This window comes from Nonomuraea sp. NPDC005692 (genome assembly GCF_040631115.1).
GTDB lineage: Bacteria > Actinomycetota > Actinomycetes > Streptosporangiales > Streptosporangiaceae > Nonomuraea.
In genome coordinates this window covers 95,665-110,844 of the sequence record NZ_JBEXYU010000019.1, presented here as the reverse complement: position 1 = coordinate 110,844, position 15,180 = coordinate 95,665, and the positions used below count along the sequence as shown (strand labels likewise).

Here is a 15,180-nt window from a genome sequence, read left to right as displayed (position 1 = left end):
TACCGAATGTGCGGTTAACCTCATAGACGCCCTTTCGGTTCCCCCTGACGATGGTGGTTCATGAGTTCCAGGCTGCTCGCCGGGTCGCTGGCGACCATCGGCGCCGGGGGCGCCCTCGCGGGCGCGATGCTGGGGTCCGGCCTGCCCGCGCCGCTGCAGGAGTGGGCGTTCGGCGTCCTCGGCCTGGCGCTGCCCGGTCTGGGCTGGCTGCTCACCGTCCGCCGCCCCGACCTGCGGTACGGCTGGCTGTTCCTGACCGCGGCCGCCTGCCTCGGGCTCGGCGCGCTGGGCACCGGCGTGGCCGTCAGGTTCCACTACAGCGGGCCGATCGTCGTCTGGCTGTCCGCGCTCTATGCCACGTTCTACGGCCTGACCTGGATCTTCGTCCCGCTGCTCTTCCCCGACGGCCGCCTGCCGTCCCGGCGCTGGCGCCCTGTGGCCTGGATCGGCGGGGTCGCGATCGCCCTGCACACGGTGGGAAACGGGCTGTTCGGCGTCAACCCGGCTCGGCCCGGCGAGCTGCCGGCCGAGCTGACGACCGGGTCGATCTGGGCGGCCCTGGCCAGCGCGCTGGGCCAGCTTCTCGTCTTCCTGACGGCCGTCGTCGTCCTCGCCGGGCTCGTGGTCCGCTGGCGGCGCAGCGTGCCTGCCGAGCGCGGACAGTACGCCTGGATGGTCGCCGGCACCGCCGTCCAGCTCTTCGCGGGCGTGCTGCTCCTGTTCCTGCTGGACGCGCGGTTGTGGGGCGCCGCGGTGGTCGGCCTGCTCACGGTGATGGCGGCGCTGCCGGTCGCCGTCCTGGTGGGGATCGTGCGGCACCGGCTGCTCGACATCCGGCTCGGCCTGCGGGGCTCCCGCCTCCACCTGATCTTCGATCTGCGGCCCACCGTGGACGAGGTGCTGTCCGGCCTCGGCACCGCGCTGGCGGCCACGCCCGAGCCGGTCGAGCAGCTCGGCAGGCTCGCCGCCGCCGTCCGCGACGGCCTGGAGGCCAGGTGGGCGGCCGTGGAGCTGGCCGACGGGACCCGGGTGGCCGCGGGCGAGGAGGAGGGCGGGACGGCGCTGACCGTGCCGGTGCGCGGCGGCCTCGGCCGCATCGAGCTCGGCCCGCGCCGAGCCGGCCGGTACGACCGGGAGGACCGGCGCTTCCTGGAGGCCCTGGCCGTGCCCGCCGGGCTGGCGATCCAGAGCGCCGGGCTGGTCGCCCGCCTGGTCAACGCCCAGGAGGCCGAGCGGCGGCGGATCGAGCGCAACATCCACGACGGCGTGCAGCAGCAGCTCGTCGCGCTCATCGCCGGGCTGGAGCTGGCCCGCGTCACCGGCGCCGGCCCCGACTCGCTGGCCCGCCTGCGCGAGCAGGCCCGCCAGACGCTCACCGACCTGCGCGAGCTGGCCGCCGGCATCCACCCGTCGGCCCTCAGCCAGGGCGGCCTGGTGGAGGCCGTCGAGGAACGCTGCTCCGGGCTGCCCGTGCCCACGACCGTCACCGCCGACCCCGGGCTGCGGGCCCGCCGCTTCGCCGACGAGGTCGAGGGCGCGATGTACTTCACCGTCAGCGAGGCCGTCGCCAACGCGCTCAAGCACGCCGCCGCCGCCAGGATCGAGGTGCGCCTGACCCTGGCGCCGGGCCGCGTACGGGCCACCGTCGCCGACGACGGCAGGGGCTTCGACCCGGCCGCCGCCGCCCGCCGGGGCCTGGCCACGCTCGCCGACCGCCTGGACGCGCTGGGCGGCGGCATGGAACTCGACAGCGAACCCGGAAAGGGGACAAGGATGCACGCCTGGGTGCCGACCGATGCCTGAGCCCGTCCGCACGGTCGTCGCCGACGACCACTACCTGGTGCGCGAGGGCACCCGGCAGCTCCTCGAACTGTCGGGCGAGGTGACCGTCGTCGGCGCGGTCGGCGACGCCGACGAGCTGCTGGACGCCGTACGCAGGCTGGAGCCGCAGGTCGTCGTCACCGACATCCGCATGCCCGGCGGCGACTGGCGGCCGGGCTTCGAGGGCATCGACGCCGCCCACCGCATCAGGGCCGGCCACCCGGACACCGGCGTGGTGGTGCTGTCGCAGTTCTCCGACGCCCTGTTCGCCTTCGAGCTGTTCAAGCACGGGACGGCCGGGTTCGCCTACCTGCTGAAGGACCGCGTGGGCGACCTCGACGAGCTGCTCGGCGCGATCCGGGCGGTCGCCGGGGGCGGCTCGGTCATCGACCCCAAGGTGGTCGAGGGCCTGCTGGCCAGGCGCGAGGTCCGCGGGCAGGGGGAGTCGCTGACGCCGAGGGAGCGGGACGTGCTGCGCGAGATGGCCCACGGCCGCTCCAACGCCGGCATCGCCCGCGCCCTGCACCTGTCGATCTCCTCGGTGGAGAAGAACGTGAACGCCATCTTCACCAAGCTGGGGCTGGAGAACAGCGGCGACGTGCACAGGAGGGTGGCGGCCGTCCTGGCCTACCTGGGCCCGTCCGACCGCTGACCGCGCTACGCCGGCTCAGCCGAAGACGGCCGGGGGCGGGACCGGGGCGAGCACGGCGTCGCCGTCCTTGATGGGGTAGGCGCCGCCGATGAAGTTCTTCAGCGTCTCCCCGTGCACGCAGCGCGCCTGGGTGAGGCCGCCGGCCGCGCGGCGGGACAGCAGGTCGAGCGGCAGCTCCGTGCGCGAGGCCGCGACGATCAGGTTGCCGAATCGGCGCCCCCGCATGATCCCCGGCTCGGCCAGCAGCGCCACGTGCCGGAACGCGTCGCACACCGTGGCCAGCAGCCGCTTGGCGAACGCCAGGCCCTTGCCGTCGGCCATGTTGATCAGCAGCGTGCCGTCGGGGCGCAGCACGCGGGCCAGGTCGCCCATGTACTCCGCGGTGGCCAGCTCCACCGGCATCGTGGCGCCGGTGAACGCGTCGAGCACGACCAGGTCGGCCGAGTCGTCCCACACCTTGGCCGTGCCCTCGCGGCCGCCGGCCACGATGACCTTCAGCCGGGGGACCGAGCGCAGGTCGAGCTGCTCGCGGACCAGGTTGACCAGCAGGCCGTCGGGCTCGATCACGATGTGCCGGGAGCCGGGGCGGGTGGCCGCGACGTAACGCGGGATCGTGCACGCGCCGCCCCCGACGTGGACGCAGCTCAGCGGCCCCTCCGGCAGGAGGTCGATGACGTCGGCCATGAGCCGGACGTACTCGAAATCCAGAAATGTCGGGTCTTGTAGGTCAACGTACGACTGAGGTACGCCATCCTTGGACAGCACCCAGCCGTCCTGCCTGTCCAGGTCCCGGAGAAGCTCGACCTCGCCGAACGTCACCGGATAAAGGCCAGGCATCGGTTCCCGCTGTCCACGTGCCACGCTGATCCCTCCCTGGGAGAACCGTATGCGACGCAAGAGGTTGATTGTGCTCGTCATCGCGGTTGTCGCGGTATTGGGGGCGGGCGCCTTCGCCGTTCTGGCCGCCGGGCACGTCAAGGGCAGCGCCGCCAAGACCGCCGCCGCGTACTTCGACGCCTGGCGGAAGGGGGACATCGCGGGCATGGCCCTGCTGGTCGACCGGCCGCCGGCCGACTTCTTCGACCGGCACCGCGAACTGTCGGAGAACCTGCACGTCCAGTCGATCCGGCTCACCCCGGGGCCGGTGCGCGGCACGGGGGAGGAGTCGGCCGAGGTGCGCTTCGCGGGCGTGCGGGAGCTGACGGGCCTCGGGCCGTGGCCGTTCGACAGCACGTTGCGGCTGGGCGTGCGCGATCGGGCCTGGCGGGTGTTGTGGACGCCCGAGACGCTGCACCCGCTGCTCAAGGACGGCGGCACGCTGGAGGTCGAGGAGGTCGAGGCCTCGGCGGCCGAACTGGTGACCAGCGAGGGCGCCAAGATCCCCAACGACAGCTACGCCGACGCCTACCTCGACCCGCTCAAGCCCGAGTTCGCCAAGGCCAATCACGGGCTGGAGCTGGTGTCGAGGGTGCCGGGACAGCCCGACAAGGCGCTGCTGACCCGCCTGCCGAAGGCGAACGTCGAGCGCACCACCCTGTCGCAGCCGGTCCAGGCCGCCGCCGCGCGGGCCCTGGACGGCGTGGCGAACTCCTCGATCGTGGTGCTCAGGCCGAGCACGGGCGAGATCCTGGCCCTGGCCGACCGGCTGGAGGACAACTTCAGCGCGGTGCGCGACGCCTTCCCGCCCGGCTCCACGTTCAAGACGATCGTCGCCGCCGCGCTGCTGGAGAAGGGGGTCACCACGGGCGACGAGATGGGGTGCCCGGCGTCGTACGCGCCGGACTTCTCGGCGGCGATCAGCAACGACGGCGACGTGGACCGGGGGACCGTGACCTTCGCCGACGCCTACGCCTACTCCTGCAACACCACGTTCGTCGAGCAGGCCACCAGCCGGCTGTCCATGGAGGACCTGCGCAGGACCGCCGCCCGATGGGGGTTCGACCGGCCGATGGCGACCGGCGTGGGCGGCCGGTGCGGCACGATGCAGCAGACCGACGACACGGACATGTTCTCCCTCGACGTCATCGGCCAGGGCACGGTGGTGGCCACCCCGCTGTGCATGGCCACCGTGGCCGCCGCCGTGCAGAGCGGCACGTGGCGCTCGCCCCGCCTGCTGTCGGAGGACGACGTGCGCCGCGTGGACGGCGAGCCGTTCCCCGACGTCAAGCTGGACGAGGGGGTGGTCGGGGCGTTGCGGGAGATGATGGCCGCCGTCGTGGACCACGGGACGGCGAGCCAGGCCGGCCTGCCGGAGGGCGTGGCGGGCAAGACGGGCACCGCCGAGGTGCAGGACCAGACCTCGCACGGCTGGTTCATCGGCTACCGGGACGACCTGGCCTTCTGCGTGTTCGTCAGGAACGGCGGATCGGGCCGCTCGGCGGCGGTGCCGATCGCCGTGCGCTTCCTGAACGGCCTGTGACGGCCGGGCCGCTCGGAGGGCTTGTGACCATTGGCACTTCAGCTCAATCCGTAACCTACGGTACCGTAGGTTACATGACGACCATCACCGTGAAGCCGAGGCTGCGTGGCTGGTTGCACACCGGGGCGTTGCCGGTGACGCTGGTGGCCGGGTTCGTGCTCGTGGCGCTCGGCCCGACCCTGCAGGCCCGGCTGGCGGCCGGCGTCTACGCGATCACCTCGGGGCTGCTGTTCGGCATCTCGGCGACCTACCACCGGGGCACGCTGGGGCCGCGCCTGGCCGAGGTGCTGCGCAGGTTCGACCACGCCAACATCTATCTGATCATCGCGGGCACGTACACGCCGTTCGGGCTGCTGGCGCTCGACGGCGCGGCCAGGGTCGCCGTGCTCTCGGTCGTGTGGGGCGGCGCGCTGGCCGGGGTGCTGTTCCGGGTGTGCTGGATGAACGCGCCGCGCTGGCTCTACACCGTCCTGTACCTGGCGCTGGGCTGGACGGCGATCTTCGTGATGCCGCAGCTGCTCGAAGGGGCCGGGGTGGCCGCCGTCGTGCTGGTGGCCGTGGGCGGGGTCTTCTACTCGGCCGGCGCGATCGTCTACGGGCTGCGCCGTCCCGATCCGTCGCCGCGCTGGTTCGGCTTCCACGAGGTCTTCCACGCCTTCACGATCGCCGCGTACCTGGTGCAGTACATCGCGGTGTCGATCGTGGTCTATTCCCACATGTAGGTCGACATTTGACCCAAAGCTGGTCTCTTTTCGCACGAATCACGGAAAGCAGACCAGTATGCAGGAACTTTCGCGTTCGTGGTGGCTGCTGCTCATCCGTGGCATTGCCGCGATCATCTTCGGTGTGCTGGCGTGGAAGTGGCCGGGTATCACTCTGTGGGTGCTGGTGATCTTCTTCGGTGCGTACGCCATCGTCTCCGGCGTCTTCGAGCTCTTCGCCGCCTTCCGGCACGGCGCCCGGTCACGGGCCTGGCTGATCTTCTCCGGCATCGTCGGCATCGTGGCCGGCATCGTGACCTTCGCCTGGCCCGGGATCACCTCGCTCGCGCTGCTCTACCTCATCGCCTTCTGGGCCATCGTCTCCGGCGTCTCCGAGATCGTGGCGGGCGTGCGGCTGCGCAAGTCCATCGACAACGAGTGGATGTTCATCATCGCCGGCGTCCTGTCGGTGATCTTCGGCGTCCTGCTCATCATCCGGCCCGGCGCCGGAATGCTGAGCCTCGTCTGGCTGCTCGGCATATTCGCGATCCTCTATGGAATCGCGATGATTGTGCTGTCACTTCGTTTGAAGAAGTTCACTCGCGGGGCAGGAATACCGTAAATTTTACGGATACGACCGGGTTCCCTCTATGGAACCTCCGGCCTGTCTCACGACATTGGAGAAGGCATGGACGTACACACCCGCCTTGCCCGTCACCTGCTCGTCGATGGCTACCGTCTCGTCCTCGATCTCGAACTCAGCCGTGGCTCCTGGTTGGTGGACGCCCGCAACGGCCGCCGCTACCTGGACTTCTACACCTTCTTCGCGTCCGCCCCGCTCGGTGTGAACCCGCCCTTCGACTCCGACTTCGCCGCACTGCTCGGCCAGGTCGCGCGGAACAAGCCCGCCAACCCCGACATCTACACCGAGCACCTGGCCGACTTCGTCGACACGTTCGTCCGCGTGCTCGGCGACCCGGAGCTGCCCCACCTGTTCTTCGTCGAGGGCGGCGCCCTGGCCGTGGAGAACGCGCTCAAGACCGCCTTCGACTGGAAGAGCCGGCGCAACGAGGCCGCCGGCCGCCCCCGCGACCTGGGCACCAGGGTCATGCACCTGACCCGCGCCTTCCACGGCCGCAGCGGTTACACACTGAGCCTGACCAACACCGAGCCGGGCAAGACCGACCGCTTCCCCAAGTTCGACTGGCCGCGCATCGACGTGCCGGCCGTCCACCTCGGCGACGTCGAGGCCGCCGAGGAACGCGCGCTGGCCCAGGCCAGGGCGGCCTTCGAACGTCACCCGCACGACATCGCCTGCTTCATCGCCGAGCCGATCCAGGGCGAGGGCGGCGACAACCACATGCGCGGCGAGTTCCTGCGCGCCATGCAGGCCCTGTGCCACGAGCACGACGCCCTGTTCGTCCTGGACGAGGTCCAGACCGGCGGCGGCACCACCGGCACGCCGTGGGCCTACCAGCAGCTCGGCCTGGCCCCCGACGTGGTGGCCTTCGCCAAGAAGGTGCAGGTCGGCGGGATCATGGCCGGCCGCAGGGTCGACCTGGTGGCCGACAACGTCTTCCAGCTCAGCGGCCGGATCAACTCCACGTGGGGCGGCGGCCTGGTGGACATGGTCCGCAGCCGCGGCCTCCTGGAGATCATCGAGCGCGACGGCCTGATCTCCCGGGCCGGCACGCTCGGCGGCGTCCTGCTCGAACGGCTCACCAAGCTGGAGGCCGAGCACCCCGACACGGTCTCGGGCGTGCGCGGCAGGGGCCTGATGTGCGCCTTCGACCTGCCCGACCAGGCCGCCAGGGACGGTTACGTGACCCGGCTCAGGGAGGAGCACGGCGTGCTGGCGCTGCCCTGCGGGCCCCGGTCGGTCCGCCTGCGCCCGGCGCTGAACATCCCCGAGGCCGACCTCGAACACGGCCTGGGCGCGCTGTCGGCCGCGCTCTGAGCGCCGCTCACTCGGTCGAGGCGATGCTGGTGGCGCTGCGGCGCGGCCCGCCGTAGCGCCAGAAGAAGTTCAGCAGCACGCTGACCCGGTTGCGCCCGCCCAGCAGGTACGCCACGTGGATGAAGATCCAGGCCAGCCAGGCGGGCAGGCCGCGCATGGTCAGCCCGTTGCGCAGCTGGAGCACCGCCTCGGCCTTGCCGACCGTGGCCATGATCCCCGGGTCGCGGTAGGAGAAGCGGCTGAGCGGCCGCCCGTGCGCCGCGGCCAGGATCTGCCTGCCCACGTGCTTGCCCATCTGGATGGCCGGCTGGGCGAGCTGCGGCAGCGCGTCCGGCTGCCCGGCCAGGTCGCCGGCCACGAAGATCTCGGGATGGTCGGGCACGTTGAGCGCGTCGGTGAGCGTGATCCGGCCGCCCTTGCCCTGCGGCAGCCCCCAGTCGGTCACCTCCTTGGGCGCGGTGACGCCGAGGGCCCAGACGGTCACGTCGCTCGGCAGGCGCGTCCCGTCCTCCAGGATGACGGCGTCCGGCTGCACGCCCGCCACCGTGGCTCCCAGGCGCATCCGGACGCCTCTCCTGCGCAGCGCCGCGGCCGCCGCGTCCCGCAGCCGCGGCTTGTACGGCGCCAGCACGTAGTCGAACCGCTCGACCAGGGTGACGCTCGTCTGGTCGGGCCGGATCTCGGGATGCGTCAGCGGCATCGTGCGGCGGCGCAGCTCGGCCAGCGTGCCCGCGGTCTCCACGCCGGTCGCGCCGCCGCCCACCACCACGACGTGGGCGCTCTCGCGCCGGCCCGCCGCGGTGTCCTCCAGACAGTGCTGGAGCCGCCGCCGCAGGTCGGCCGCGTCGCGCAGCGAGTAGATCGGCAGCGCGTTCTCCTCGGCGCCGGTCACGTGGATCCAGTTGGTGGTGACGCCTGTGGCGATCACCAGGTAGTCGTAGTCGAGGGTGGAGCCGTCCTCGAACTCCACCCGCCGGTCGGACGGGTGCACCTTGCTCAGCGCGGCCCGGTGGGCGCGGACGTTCGGCCACTTGGCGGCGAACGTACGGATCGGGTAGGAGACGTCGGACGTGCCCATCCCCGCCGTGGCCACCTGGTAGAGCAGCGGCTGGAAGGTCGAGTAGGGGTTCCGGTCCACGAGCGTGACCAGGGCGCCGCCCTTGGCCAGTTCCCGCGTCGCGGCCAGGCCGGCGAAGCCCGCTCCCACGACGACGACGCGCGCTCTCCGCACCATGACCACGTTCCTTCCCGGATTCCGTTCCATGGTCCATATGGCACCCAGAGCATCGGTTAAACCATTTCTGCCATAGACACCACCGGGAAGTGGGGAGATCCGGGGTAGGGCACCGGTATGTCTGAGCAAGTGACCACGATGGAACGCCTGGGCCGCCGGATAGCCGAACGTCGCGAATCGCTGAACCTGAGCCGGCAGGACCTGGCCGAGAGGTCCGGCGTGGCGGTCGGCTACGTCGCCTATCTGGAGGACCAGTCCGGCATCTCGGTGCGCGAGGCCCTGGCCCGCCTGGCCGAGGCGCTGGAGACCACCGTGGAGGGCCTGCTCGGGGAGGTGGCCGAGCCCGCCGGCGCGGGGCCGGCCGCGGCGCACCCCACGCTGGTGCCGCTGGCGGAGGAGGAGTGCCTGCGCCTGCTGCGGCCCGGGGGAGTGGGCCGGATCGCCTTCGAGGGCCGCTACGGCCTGACCGTGCTGCCGGTGAACTTCCGGATGTCGGAGGGGTCGATCGTGTTTCGCACGGCGGCGGGCGGCAGCACCGACGAGGACCTGAGCACGGGTGTGGAGGACGTCGAGTACGAGGTCGCGTTCGAGGTCGACCGCATCGAGGAGCTGACGCGGGGCGGCTGGAGCGTGCTCGTCCACGGCTCGCTGCACCACGTCACGACCGAGGACGAGCGGGCCGAGGCGGAGAGCACGGGCGTCGAGCCGTGGGCCGGCGGGCGGCGCCAGCACTACCTGAAGATCAGGCCCACCCGCCTGACCGGCCGCCGGATCACGACCGGCTGAACCCCCGCCGGGTCAGGAGCCGTCCTTCCTGAGCGACAACCACAGTCCGATGGCCGTGACCCGGGAGTCGACGCCGAGCTTGGCGTAGATCCGGTTGACGTGGTTCTTCACGGTCTTCTCGCTGAGGAACAGGCGCTGGGCGATCTGGCCGTTGGACTGGCCCGATGCGATCAGATCCATGACCTCGGCCTCGCGTTTGCTCAAGGACGTGATCACGCTGTCGAACGCTGCGTCGTCGACTCTCATCCGGCCTCCGGGGGCGCGCAGACGGTCTGATCGCCGATGGCCCCCGTGCTTCCGGCGTTAGCGGTAGACAGCGAGCATAACTCGCATTGTCCTGATTTGGGGGCGTTGTCGGGAGAAAACGACAACAGCCGGTCCCGAGGGACCGGCTGTGCGCTTGGGGTGAGTGAAGGGACTTGAACCCTCGACATCCAGGACCACAACCTGGCGCTCTGCCAACTGAGCTACACCCACCATGGCCGCCCGCTCCGTGACGGCACAGGAAAAGTGTAGCGGGGTTCGGGAGTCTTTACGCCATCCAATTAGCCGCTGACCCGTTCGGCGAGTTGCCGGGCGGTCGCCGAGTCGGGGCCGGGCTGCGCCACGAAGATCGCCGCGCGGTAGTAGCGCAGCTCCCTGATGCTCTCCTTGATGTCGGCGAGCGCGCGGTGGCCGCCCTGCTTCTCGGGGGCCGCGAAGTAGACCCGCGGGTACCAGCGGCGGACCAGCTCCTTGATCGACGACACGTCGACCATGCGGTAGTGGAGCCAGGCGTCGACTCCGGGCATGTCCCTGGCGATGAACGTGCGGTCGGTGCCGATCGAGTTGCCGCACAGCGGCGCCTTCTTCGGCTCCGGCACGTGCCGCCGGATGTAGTCGAGCACGAGCGACTCCGCCTCGGCCAGCGTGACGCCGCCCGGCAGCTCGGGCAGCAGGCCGGAGGCGGTGTGCATCTCGCGCACCACCTGCGACATCTGCTCCAGCGACTCCGGCGGCGGCTTGATGACCACGTCGACGCCTTCGTCGAGCTGATTGAGCTCGCTGTCGGTGATGACACAGGCCACCTCGACCAGCGCGTCGCGCCCCAGGTCGAGCCCGGTCATCTCGCAGTCGATCCAGACCAGCACGTCACTCATTCGATCTCCTCGCCCAGCGGCTCGGAGCAATCCGCCCGCTTGTTACCCCACCAGCCTAGTGCCCCCGCTTACGCGGGCTTGAGCGAGCCGAGAACCTTGGCGACCACGTCGGTGCCCAGATTGTCGGGCACGGAGATGTACAACAAGGTCGGACGCTGCCCCGCCCCGCGGTCCATGAGCACGATCGCGGCGTTCTCCTTCTTCCACTTGTAGCCGTTCTTCTCCGCGACGGCGGTGAAGTCGAGCTGGAACTGCATCACCCACGCCTGCCGGTCGCCGATCTTCGTCGCCTTGTTCTCGATCAGCTTGGTGGTGTGCTGCGGCTCGTAGAACTGGGTGCTGAACTGCATGAACAGCGCCTTGGCCGTCTCCTCCAGCCCCGAGGCGCCGGCGTAGGGGATGAGCGCGGCCAGCGGACCGGCGTAGGCGTTGCCGATCCAGTCCTTGTCGCCCTCGTAGTTCTCCTGCGAGCTGGCCTGCACGCCGCTCGTCCACATCTGCTGGGACGGGTCCGCGCCGTTGACGTCGCCGTACGCGGGCACCTTCCAGCCGTCGGGCGCCTGGTAGGACAGGCCGCTCCGCGGGTCGGTGATGCGGCCGTCCTGCGGCTGCGGCAGCTCGCCGCCCTGCGGGGGCAGCTCGGTCGGCGGCCCGGCGGAGGGCGGCTCGGCCGTCGGGAACGGCTGCGGCTCCTCGGTGGAGGGCGAGGCCACCGGGGTGCTGCTGCCCCGGTTGAGGAAGAAGATCCCGGCGACCACGATCAGCGCGACCACGACCAGCGCGGCCAGACCGCCGAACACCCACGGCAGCGGGTTGCCCTGCTTGGGCGGCGGCGCCTGGCCGGGGCCGGGCAGCGGACCGCCGGCCCACTGCGTGGGCTGCCGGCCGGGCTGCGGCCCGTAGGCGGGCTGCTGCTGTGTGGGCGGCCCGTAGGCGGGCAGGCCCTGGGCGGGCTGCCCGCCGTAGGGAGGTTGACCCTGCGTGGGCTGCTGGTCGGCGGGCTGCCCGTAGGGCGGCTGGCCGAAGGAGGGCCGGCCGTACTGGAGCGTGGGGTTCGCCGGGGTGGCCGACCAGTCGGGGGACGACTGGGGCTGCGGCCCCGGGCCCGGCTGCGGCCCGGAGGACGGCTGCTGCGGCTGAGGCTGCGGCTCCTGCGCGTGGGTGGCGTCCGTCCATTGGTTGCCGTCCCACCAGCGGAGCTGCGGCTCTCCGTACGGGTCGGGGTACCAGCCCGCGGGGGTCTGCGTGGTCATGCCCGTCAGATTAGTAAGAACCGCTTTGTTGCGCATTCAGGGAAGGTCAGCACTTGTAGGTGAAGCTCGCCTTGTCCGTACGCGCCGGGCCCGGCGAGAGCACCTTCAGCGTGGCCGTGGCCTTGACGTTGCTCTTGCCCGACAACGTCCAGCGCAGCGGCACCGAGTAGGACGTCTTGTCGGCGCTCGTGCGCAGGCTGCCCTTGACGACCTCCTTGTCCAGGTTCTTGCGCCACTCGTAGCGGATCTCGCCCACGCCCCCGTTGGTGACCAGCGTCCCGGTCAGGACGATCGCGCCGCCGCAGCCCAGCGTCTTCTTCGGCGCCACCACGTCGATCGACTGAACCGCCAGCTCGGGGGCGTCCGTCAGCCTGAACCAGGCCACGATCGCGCCTGCCATGACGACCGCGAAGAGCGCCGTGGACAGGATCGTGCGCCGTCGCCGTCGCCGCGACACCCTGGCCACCCGGCCTTGGGAGCGCTTGTCCGGCTGATGGACGGTCGCGGCGCCGTCGCGTCCCTCGCGCCAGATCCGTTCGGCAGTCGTCTCCTGGTGGGGCTGCCGCACGGTCCCGGCGCCGGCTCCTGGGCCGGCTCCCGGACCGCCCACCCCCGGGCCGAACTGCAGGCGCGGCGCCGACCCTGACGCCGGCACGTGCAGCAGCGTGACGATGTCGCCCTCGTCCTGGGGCGCCGGCGGCGGCTGCGCGGCGAACGACGGCGGCTGCGCGAACGCCGACCTGCCGCGCGCCGCCCGCGCCAGCGCGTCCCGGCTGATCAGGCCGCCGGGCAGCGCCGCGCGTTCCTGGCTCAGCATGGCGCGGGCCGGTTCGAGGCCGAGCGTGGTGGCCGTGCCCGCGGCCCGTTCGAACAGGCCCGCGGCCCGCGGCGCGGTCTGCGTGAAGGAGGCGGCCAGCCCGCGGGCCAGCGACGCCCAGCCCGCCGCGTCCCGCTCGCGCGGCGAGACCTGGCCGCGGATCGCGTCGGACAGGCCGCGCTCCGACAGCAGCGCGGCCCCCTCGGCGGTGATCACCACCGTGCCCGGGTGCACCGAGCCGTGCGTGACCCCGGCGGCGTGCAGCGCGAGCAGCGTCTGCGCGGTCTCCATCAGCACCGACGCCGCCCCGGCCGGGTCGACGGGCGCGCCGGCGAGCAGGTCGGCCAGCGTGGGGCTGACCGCCTGCGCGGTGAGCAGCCACACCTGGTCGCCCGCCGCGACCACGTCGGCCACCGGGATCAGCCCGCCCATGCCGCCCAGCACGAGGTGCTGGTCGGTCATGACCGTGTTCACCACGCGTTCCCGGACGCCGGGCAGGCCGATGACCCGCGGGTCGAACAGCAGCGCCCCGGCCCTGCGGCCGTCCGGCGAGATGGCGTCGATCCAGTTGCCCAGCTCGGTCATCCACGTGTGCTCGGTCAGCCGGAACCCGGCGATACCGTTCCTGTGGTTGTCCATCCCCCTTGCCCCCCGGCGCGTCTAGCGACGCTTTCTGTGGCGTCCTGCCATGCGACGTTTCACCGCAAGTGTGACCGGAACCGCGCCGGACGTCATCAGGCCGAGCGCGAGGAGTCCGGCCTGCGCCTTGCCCACCGTGTCCAGAGTGGGCGTCTCGGTGCCGCCTCCGCCGCCGTCGTCGTCGGTCGAGGTCCTTGTCGGCGTCTGCGATGTCTCCGAGGGCGCCGGGCTGGTCGGGGGCGTCCTGGTCGGAGGCGTCCTGGTGGGCGGGGCGGAGGTCCGGGTGGGCGTGGGAGCGGCCGAGGTGGGCCTGCTGCCGTCGCTGCTCGTGCTGCTCCTGCCGGTGATGTCCGGCTCGGAGGAGTCGGTCGGGGTCGGCTTCGGCGTCCTGACCGGCCTCCTGGTCGGCTTCCGCGTCGGGGTCGCCTTCGGCGTCCTGGACGGCGAGGCCGTCGCCCTCGCCGTCGCCGTCGGCAGGACGGGCGGCGGGGTCGAGACGGCCGGGTCCGCGGAGGTCGGCGTCGGGTCCGGCTCCGGGGTGCTCTCCTCGGGCGTCGCGGTCGGCTCCTCCTCCGTGGGCTCCTCGTCGATCACCGGGTCGGTCGCGCTGGGCGTGACCTCGCTCGTCTGGGCCCGCAGCACCGGCTCGTCGGAGGAGGAGTTGACCAGGATCACGCCCACGGCCACCACCACGCCCACGGCGACCGCGCCGATCGCGACCTTGGCCGAGAGCTTGCTCAGCAGGCGGGCGGGGTCGGGGAAACGGCTCTCGGTGAGCGCGGTCTGCGTCTCGGCGGGATCGTGCAGGGGGCTCGGGAACAGCAGGATCAGCAGGCCCGCGAGCGCGGCCAGGCGGCGGCGTCCGCGCTCCTCCCAGTCGGCGCCGTACGCCTCGGCCGCGATGGCCTCCAGCTCCGTCAGGAACGCCTCGGCGGACGGTGGCCGTTCGCCCGGCTGCTTGGCCAGGCCGCGTTCGACCAGGCTCTGGAGCGCCGAGGGCACCTCCTCGACGGGCGGCGGCGCGCTCTGGTGCTGGCGGGCGAGCGCGGCGATGTTGGGCGCCCGGTAGGGCCGGGTGCCGGTCAGGCACTCGAAGAACACGACGGTGGCGGCGTAGACGTCGGTCGCCGGCCCGGCGGCCCCGCCCGCCCACTGCTCGGGCGCCATGTACGGCGGCGTGCCCGCGGCGCCGGCCCCCTCGCCGGCGCGGACCGCGATGCCGAAGTCCACCAGCTTGCTGACGCCGTCGCCCTGGACCATCACGTTCTCGGGCTTGAAGTCGCGGTGGACGACGCCGATCGCGTGCGCGGCGGCCAGTCCCTGGAGCGAGCCCTTGAGCACGACCAGCGCGGCCTCGGCCCCGGTCGGCCCCTCGGAGCGGAGGATCTCGCGCAGCGAGACGCCGTTGATCAGCTCCATGATGATCGCCGCGCCCTGCCCGGACTCGACGTAGTCGATCAGGCGCGCGTGGTGCGAGCTCTGCAGGGTGCCGAGCAGCCGGGCCTCGTGCCGGAACCTGGCCACGAAGCCCATGTCGGACCTGAGCTCGTCATTGAGATATTTGATGGCGACTTCCACGCCGTCGTGGTCGCGCGTGGCCAGGACCACCCGACCGGCGGCACCGCTGCCCAGTTCCCGGACTTCGGTGTAGCCGGGGACCCCCCACTGCCCTTCGCCGTACATAACGGTCTCCTCTGGAGTCATTCGGGCCCCCACCCGCATCAAACGCTGCGTAGCTTAACCAGAGGGAAGGGCTTTCCCA

At 71.9% G+C, this 15,180-nt stretch carries 14 protein-coding genes and 1 tRNA gene; 7 read left to right on the top strand and 8 right to left on the bottom strand.

The window, feature by feature from the left end; translation table 11 throughout:
- The first annotated feature begins 60 nt into the window (after positions 1-60).
- The gene (locus ABZ459_RS32240; RefSeq protein ID WP_357978439.1) at positions 61-1,803 is read left to right on the top strand and encodes an ATP-binding protein; all 1,743 of its coding nucleotides are present in this window, start codon (positions 61-63) and stop codon (positions 1,801-1,803) included.
- The gene (locus ABZ459_RS32235; RefSeq protein ID WP_357978436.1) at positions 1,796-2,473 is read left to right on the top strand and encodes a response regulator transcription factor; all 678 of its coding nucleotides are present in this window, start codon (positions 1,796-1,798) and stop codon (positions 2,471-2,473) included. The genes ABZ459_RS32240 and ABZ459_RS32235 overlap by 8 nt, the downstream gene beginning before the upstream one ends.
- A gap of 15 nt (positions 2,474-2,488) precedes the next feature.
- On the opposite strand, the gene ABZ459_RS32230 is transcribed toward ABZ459_RS32235, so the two are convergent.
- The gene (locus ABZ459_RS32230; protein ID WP_357978434.1) at positions 2,489-3,292 is read right to left on the bottom strand and encodes a fused MFS/spermidine synthase; all 804 of its coding nucleotides are present in this window, start codon (positions 3,290-3,292) and stop codon (positions 2,489-2,491) included.
- Positions 3,293-3,359: 67 nt separating this feature from the next.
- Between ABZ459_RS32230 and ABZ459_RS32225 the strand changes: the two genes are divergently transcribed.
- The 4 genes from ABZ459_RS32225 (at position 3,360) to lat (ending at position 7,550) form a co-directional block, all read left to right on the top strand.
- Positions 3,360-4,892: a penicillin-binding transpeptidase domain-containing protein gene (locus tag ABZ459_RS32225; RefSeq protein WP_357978431.1), complete on the top strand. Its 1,533-nt coding sequence runs from the start codon at positions 3,360-3,362 to the stop codon at positions 4,890-4,892.
- Positions 4,893-4,966: 74 nt separating this feature from the next.
- Positions 4,967-5,614, top strand: a complete 648-nt coding sequence (locus ABZ459_RS32220; RefSeq protein WP_357978428.1) for a hemolysin III family protein — start codon at positions 4,967-4,969, stop codon at positions 5,612-5,614.
- Between the two features lie 58 nt (positions 5,615-5,672).
- Positions 5,673-6,215 (top strand): HdeD family acid-resistance protein, encoded by a 543-nt coding sequence (locus tag ABZ459_RS32215; RefSeq protein WP_357978425.1) that lies wholly within the window; start codon positions 5,673-5,675, stop codon positions 6,213-6,215.
- A gap of 66 nt (positions 6,216-6,281) precedes the next feature.
- Complete coding sequence (gene lat, locus ABZ459_RS32210) at positions 6,282-7,550, top strand: L-lysine 6-transaminase (protein ID WP_357978422.1); 1,269 nt, start codon at positions 6,282-6,284, stop codon at positions 7,548-7,550.
- A 7-nt stretch (positions 7,551-7,557) separates the two neighbouring features.
- Here the strand turns inward: lat and ABZ459_RS32205 are convergent, their stop codons facing one another.
- The gene (locus tag ABZ459_RS32205; RefSeq protein ID WP_357978419.1) at positions 7,558-8,784 is read right to left on the bottom strand and encodes an FAD-dependent oxidoreductase; all 1,227 of its coding nucleotides are present in this window, start codon (positions 8,782-8,784) and stop codon (positions 7,558-7,560) included.
- 117 nt (positions 8,785-8,901) lie between these two features.
- Here ABZ459_RS32205 and ABZ459_RS32200 point away from each other — a divergent pair, with 117 nt between their 5' ends.
- Positions 8,902-9,570, top strand: a complete 669-nt coding sequence (locus tag ABZ459_RS32200; RefSeq protein WP_357978416.1) for a pyridoxamine 5'-phosphate oxidase family protein — start codon at positions 8,902-8,904, stop codon at positions 9,568-9,570.
- A 12-nt stretch (positions 9,571-9,582) separates the two neighbouring features.
- Here the strand turns inward: ABZ459_RS32200 and ABZ459_RS32195 are convergent, their stop codons facing one another.
- The 6 genes from ABZ459_RS32195 to ABZ459_RS32170 form a co-directional block, all read right to left on the bottom strand.
- Complete coding sequence (locus ABZ459_RS32195; protein ID WP_357978413.1) at positions 9,583-9,816, bottom strand: helix-turn-helix transcriptional regulator; 234 nt, start codon at positions 9,814-9,816, stop codon at positions 9,583-9,585.
- Positions 9,817-9,971: 155 nt separating this feature from the next.
- A tRNA-His gene (locus ABZ459_RS32190) sits at positions 9,972-10,047 on the bottom strand.
- A gap of 68 nt (positions 10,048-10,115) precedes the next feature.
- Complete coding sequence (orn, locus tag ABZ459_RS32185; protein WP_357978410.1) at positions 10,116-10,709, bottom strand: oligoribonuclease; 594 nt, start codon at positions 10,707-10,709, stop codon at positions 10,116-10,118.
- A gap of 68 nt (positions 10,710-10,777) precedes the next feature.
- Positions 10,778-11,962, bottom strand: a complete 1,185-nt coding sequence (locus ABZ459_RS32180; RefSeq protein WP_357978407.1) for a DUF2510 domain-containing protein — start codon at positions 11,960-11,962, stop codon at positions 10,778-10,780.
- A 46-nt stretch (positions 11,963-12,008) separates the two neighbouring features.
- A complete protein-coding gene (locus tag ABZ459_RS32175) occupies positions 12,009-13,418 on the bottom strand; it encodes a hypothetical protein (protein ID WP_357978404.1) in 1,410 nt (469 codons plus the stop codon).
- A 21-nt stretch (positions 13,419-13,439) separates the two neighbouring features.
- Positions 13,440-15,101 carry a protein kinase gene (locus tag ABZ459_RS32170; protein ID WP_357978401.1) on the bottom strand — a complete coding sequence of 554 codons (1,662 nt, stop codon included), beginning with the start codon at positions 15,099-15,101 and terminating at the stop codon, positions 13,440-13,442.
- Positions 15,102-15,180: the final 79 nt, after the last annotated feature.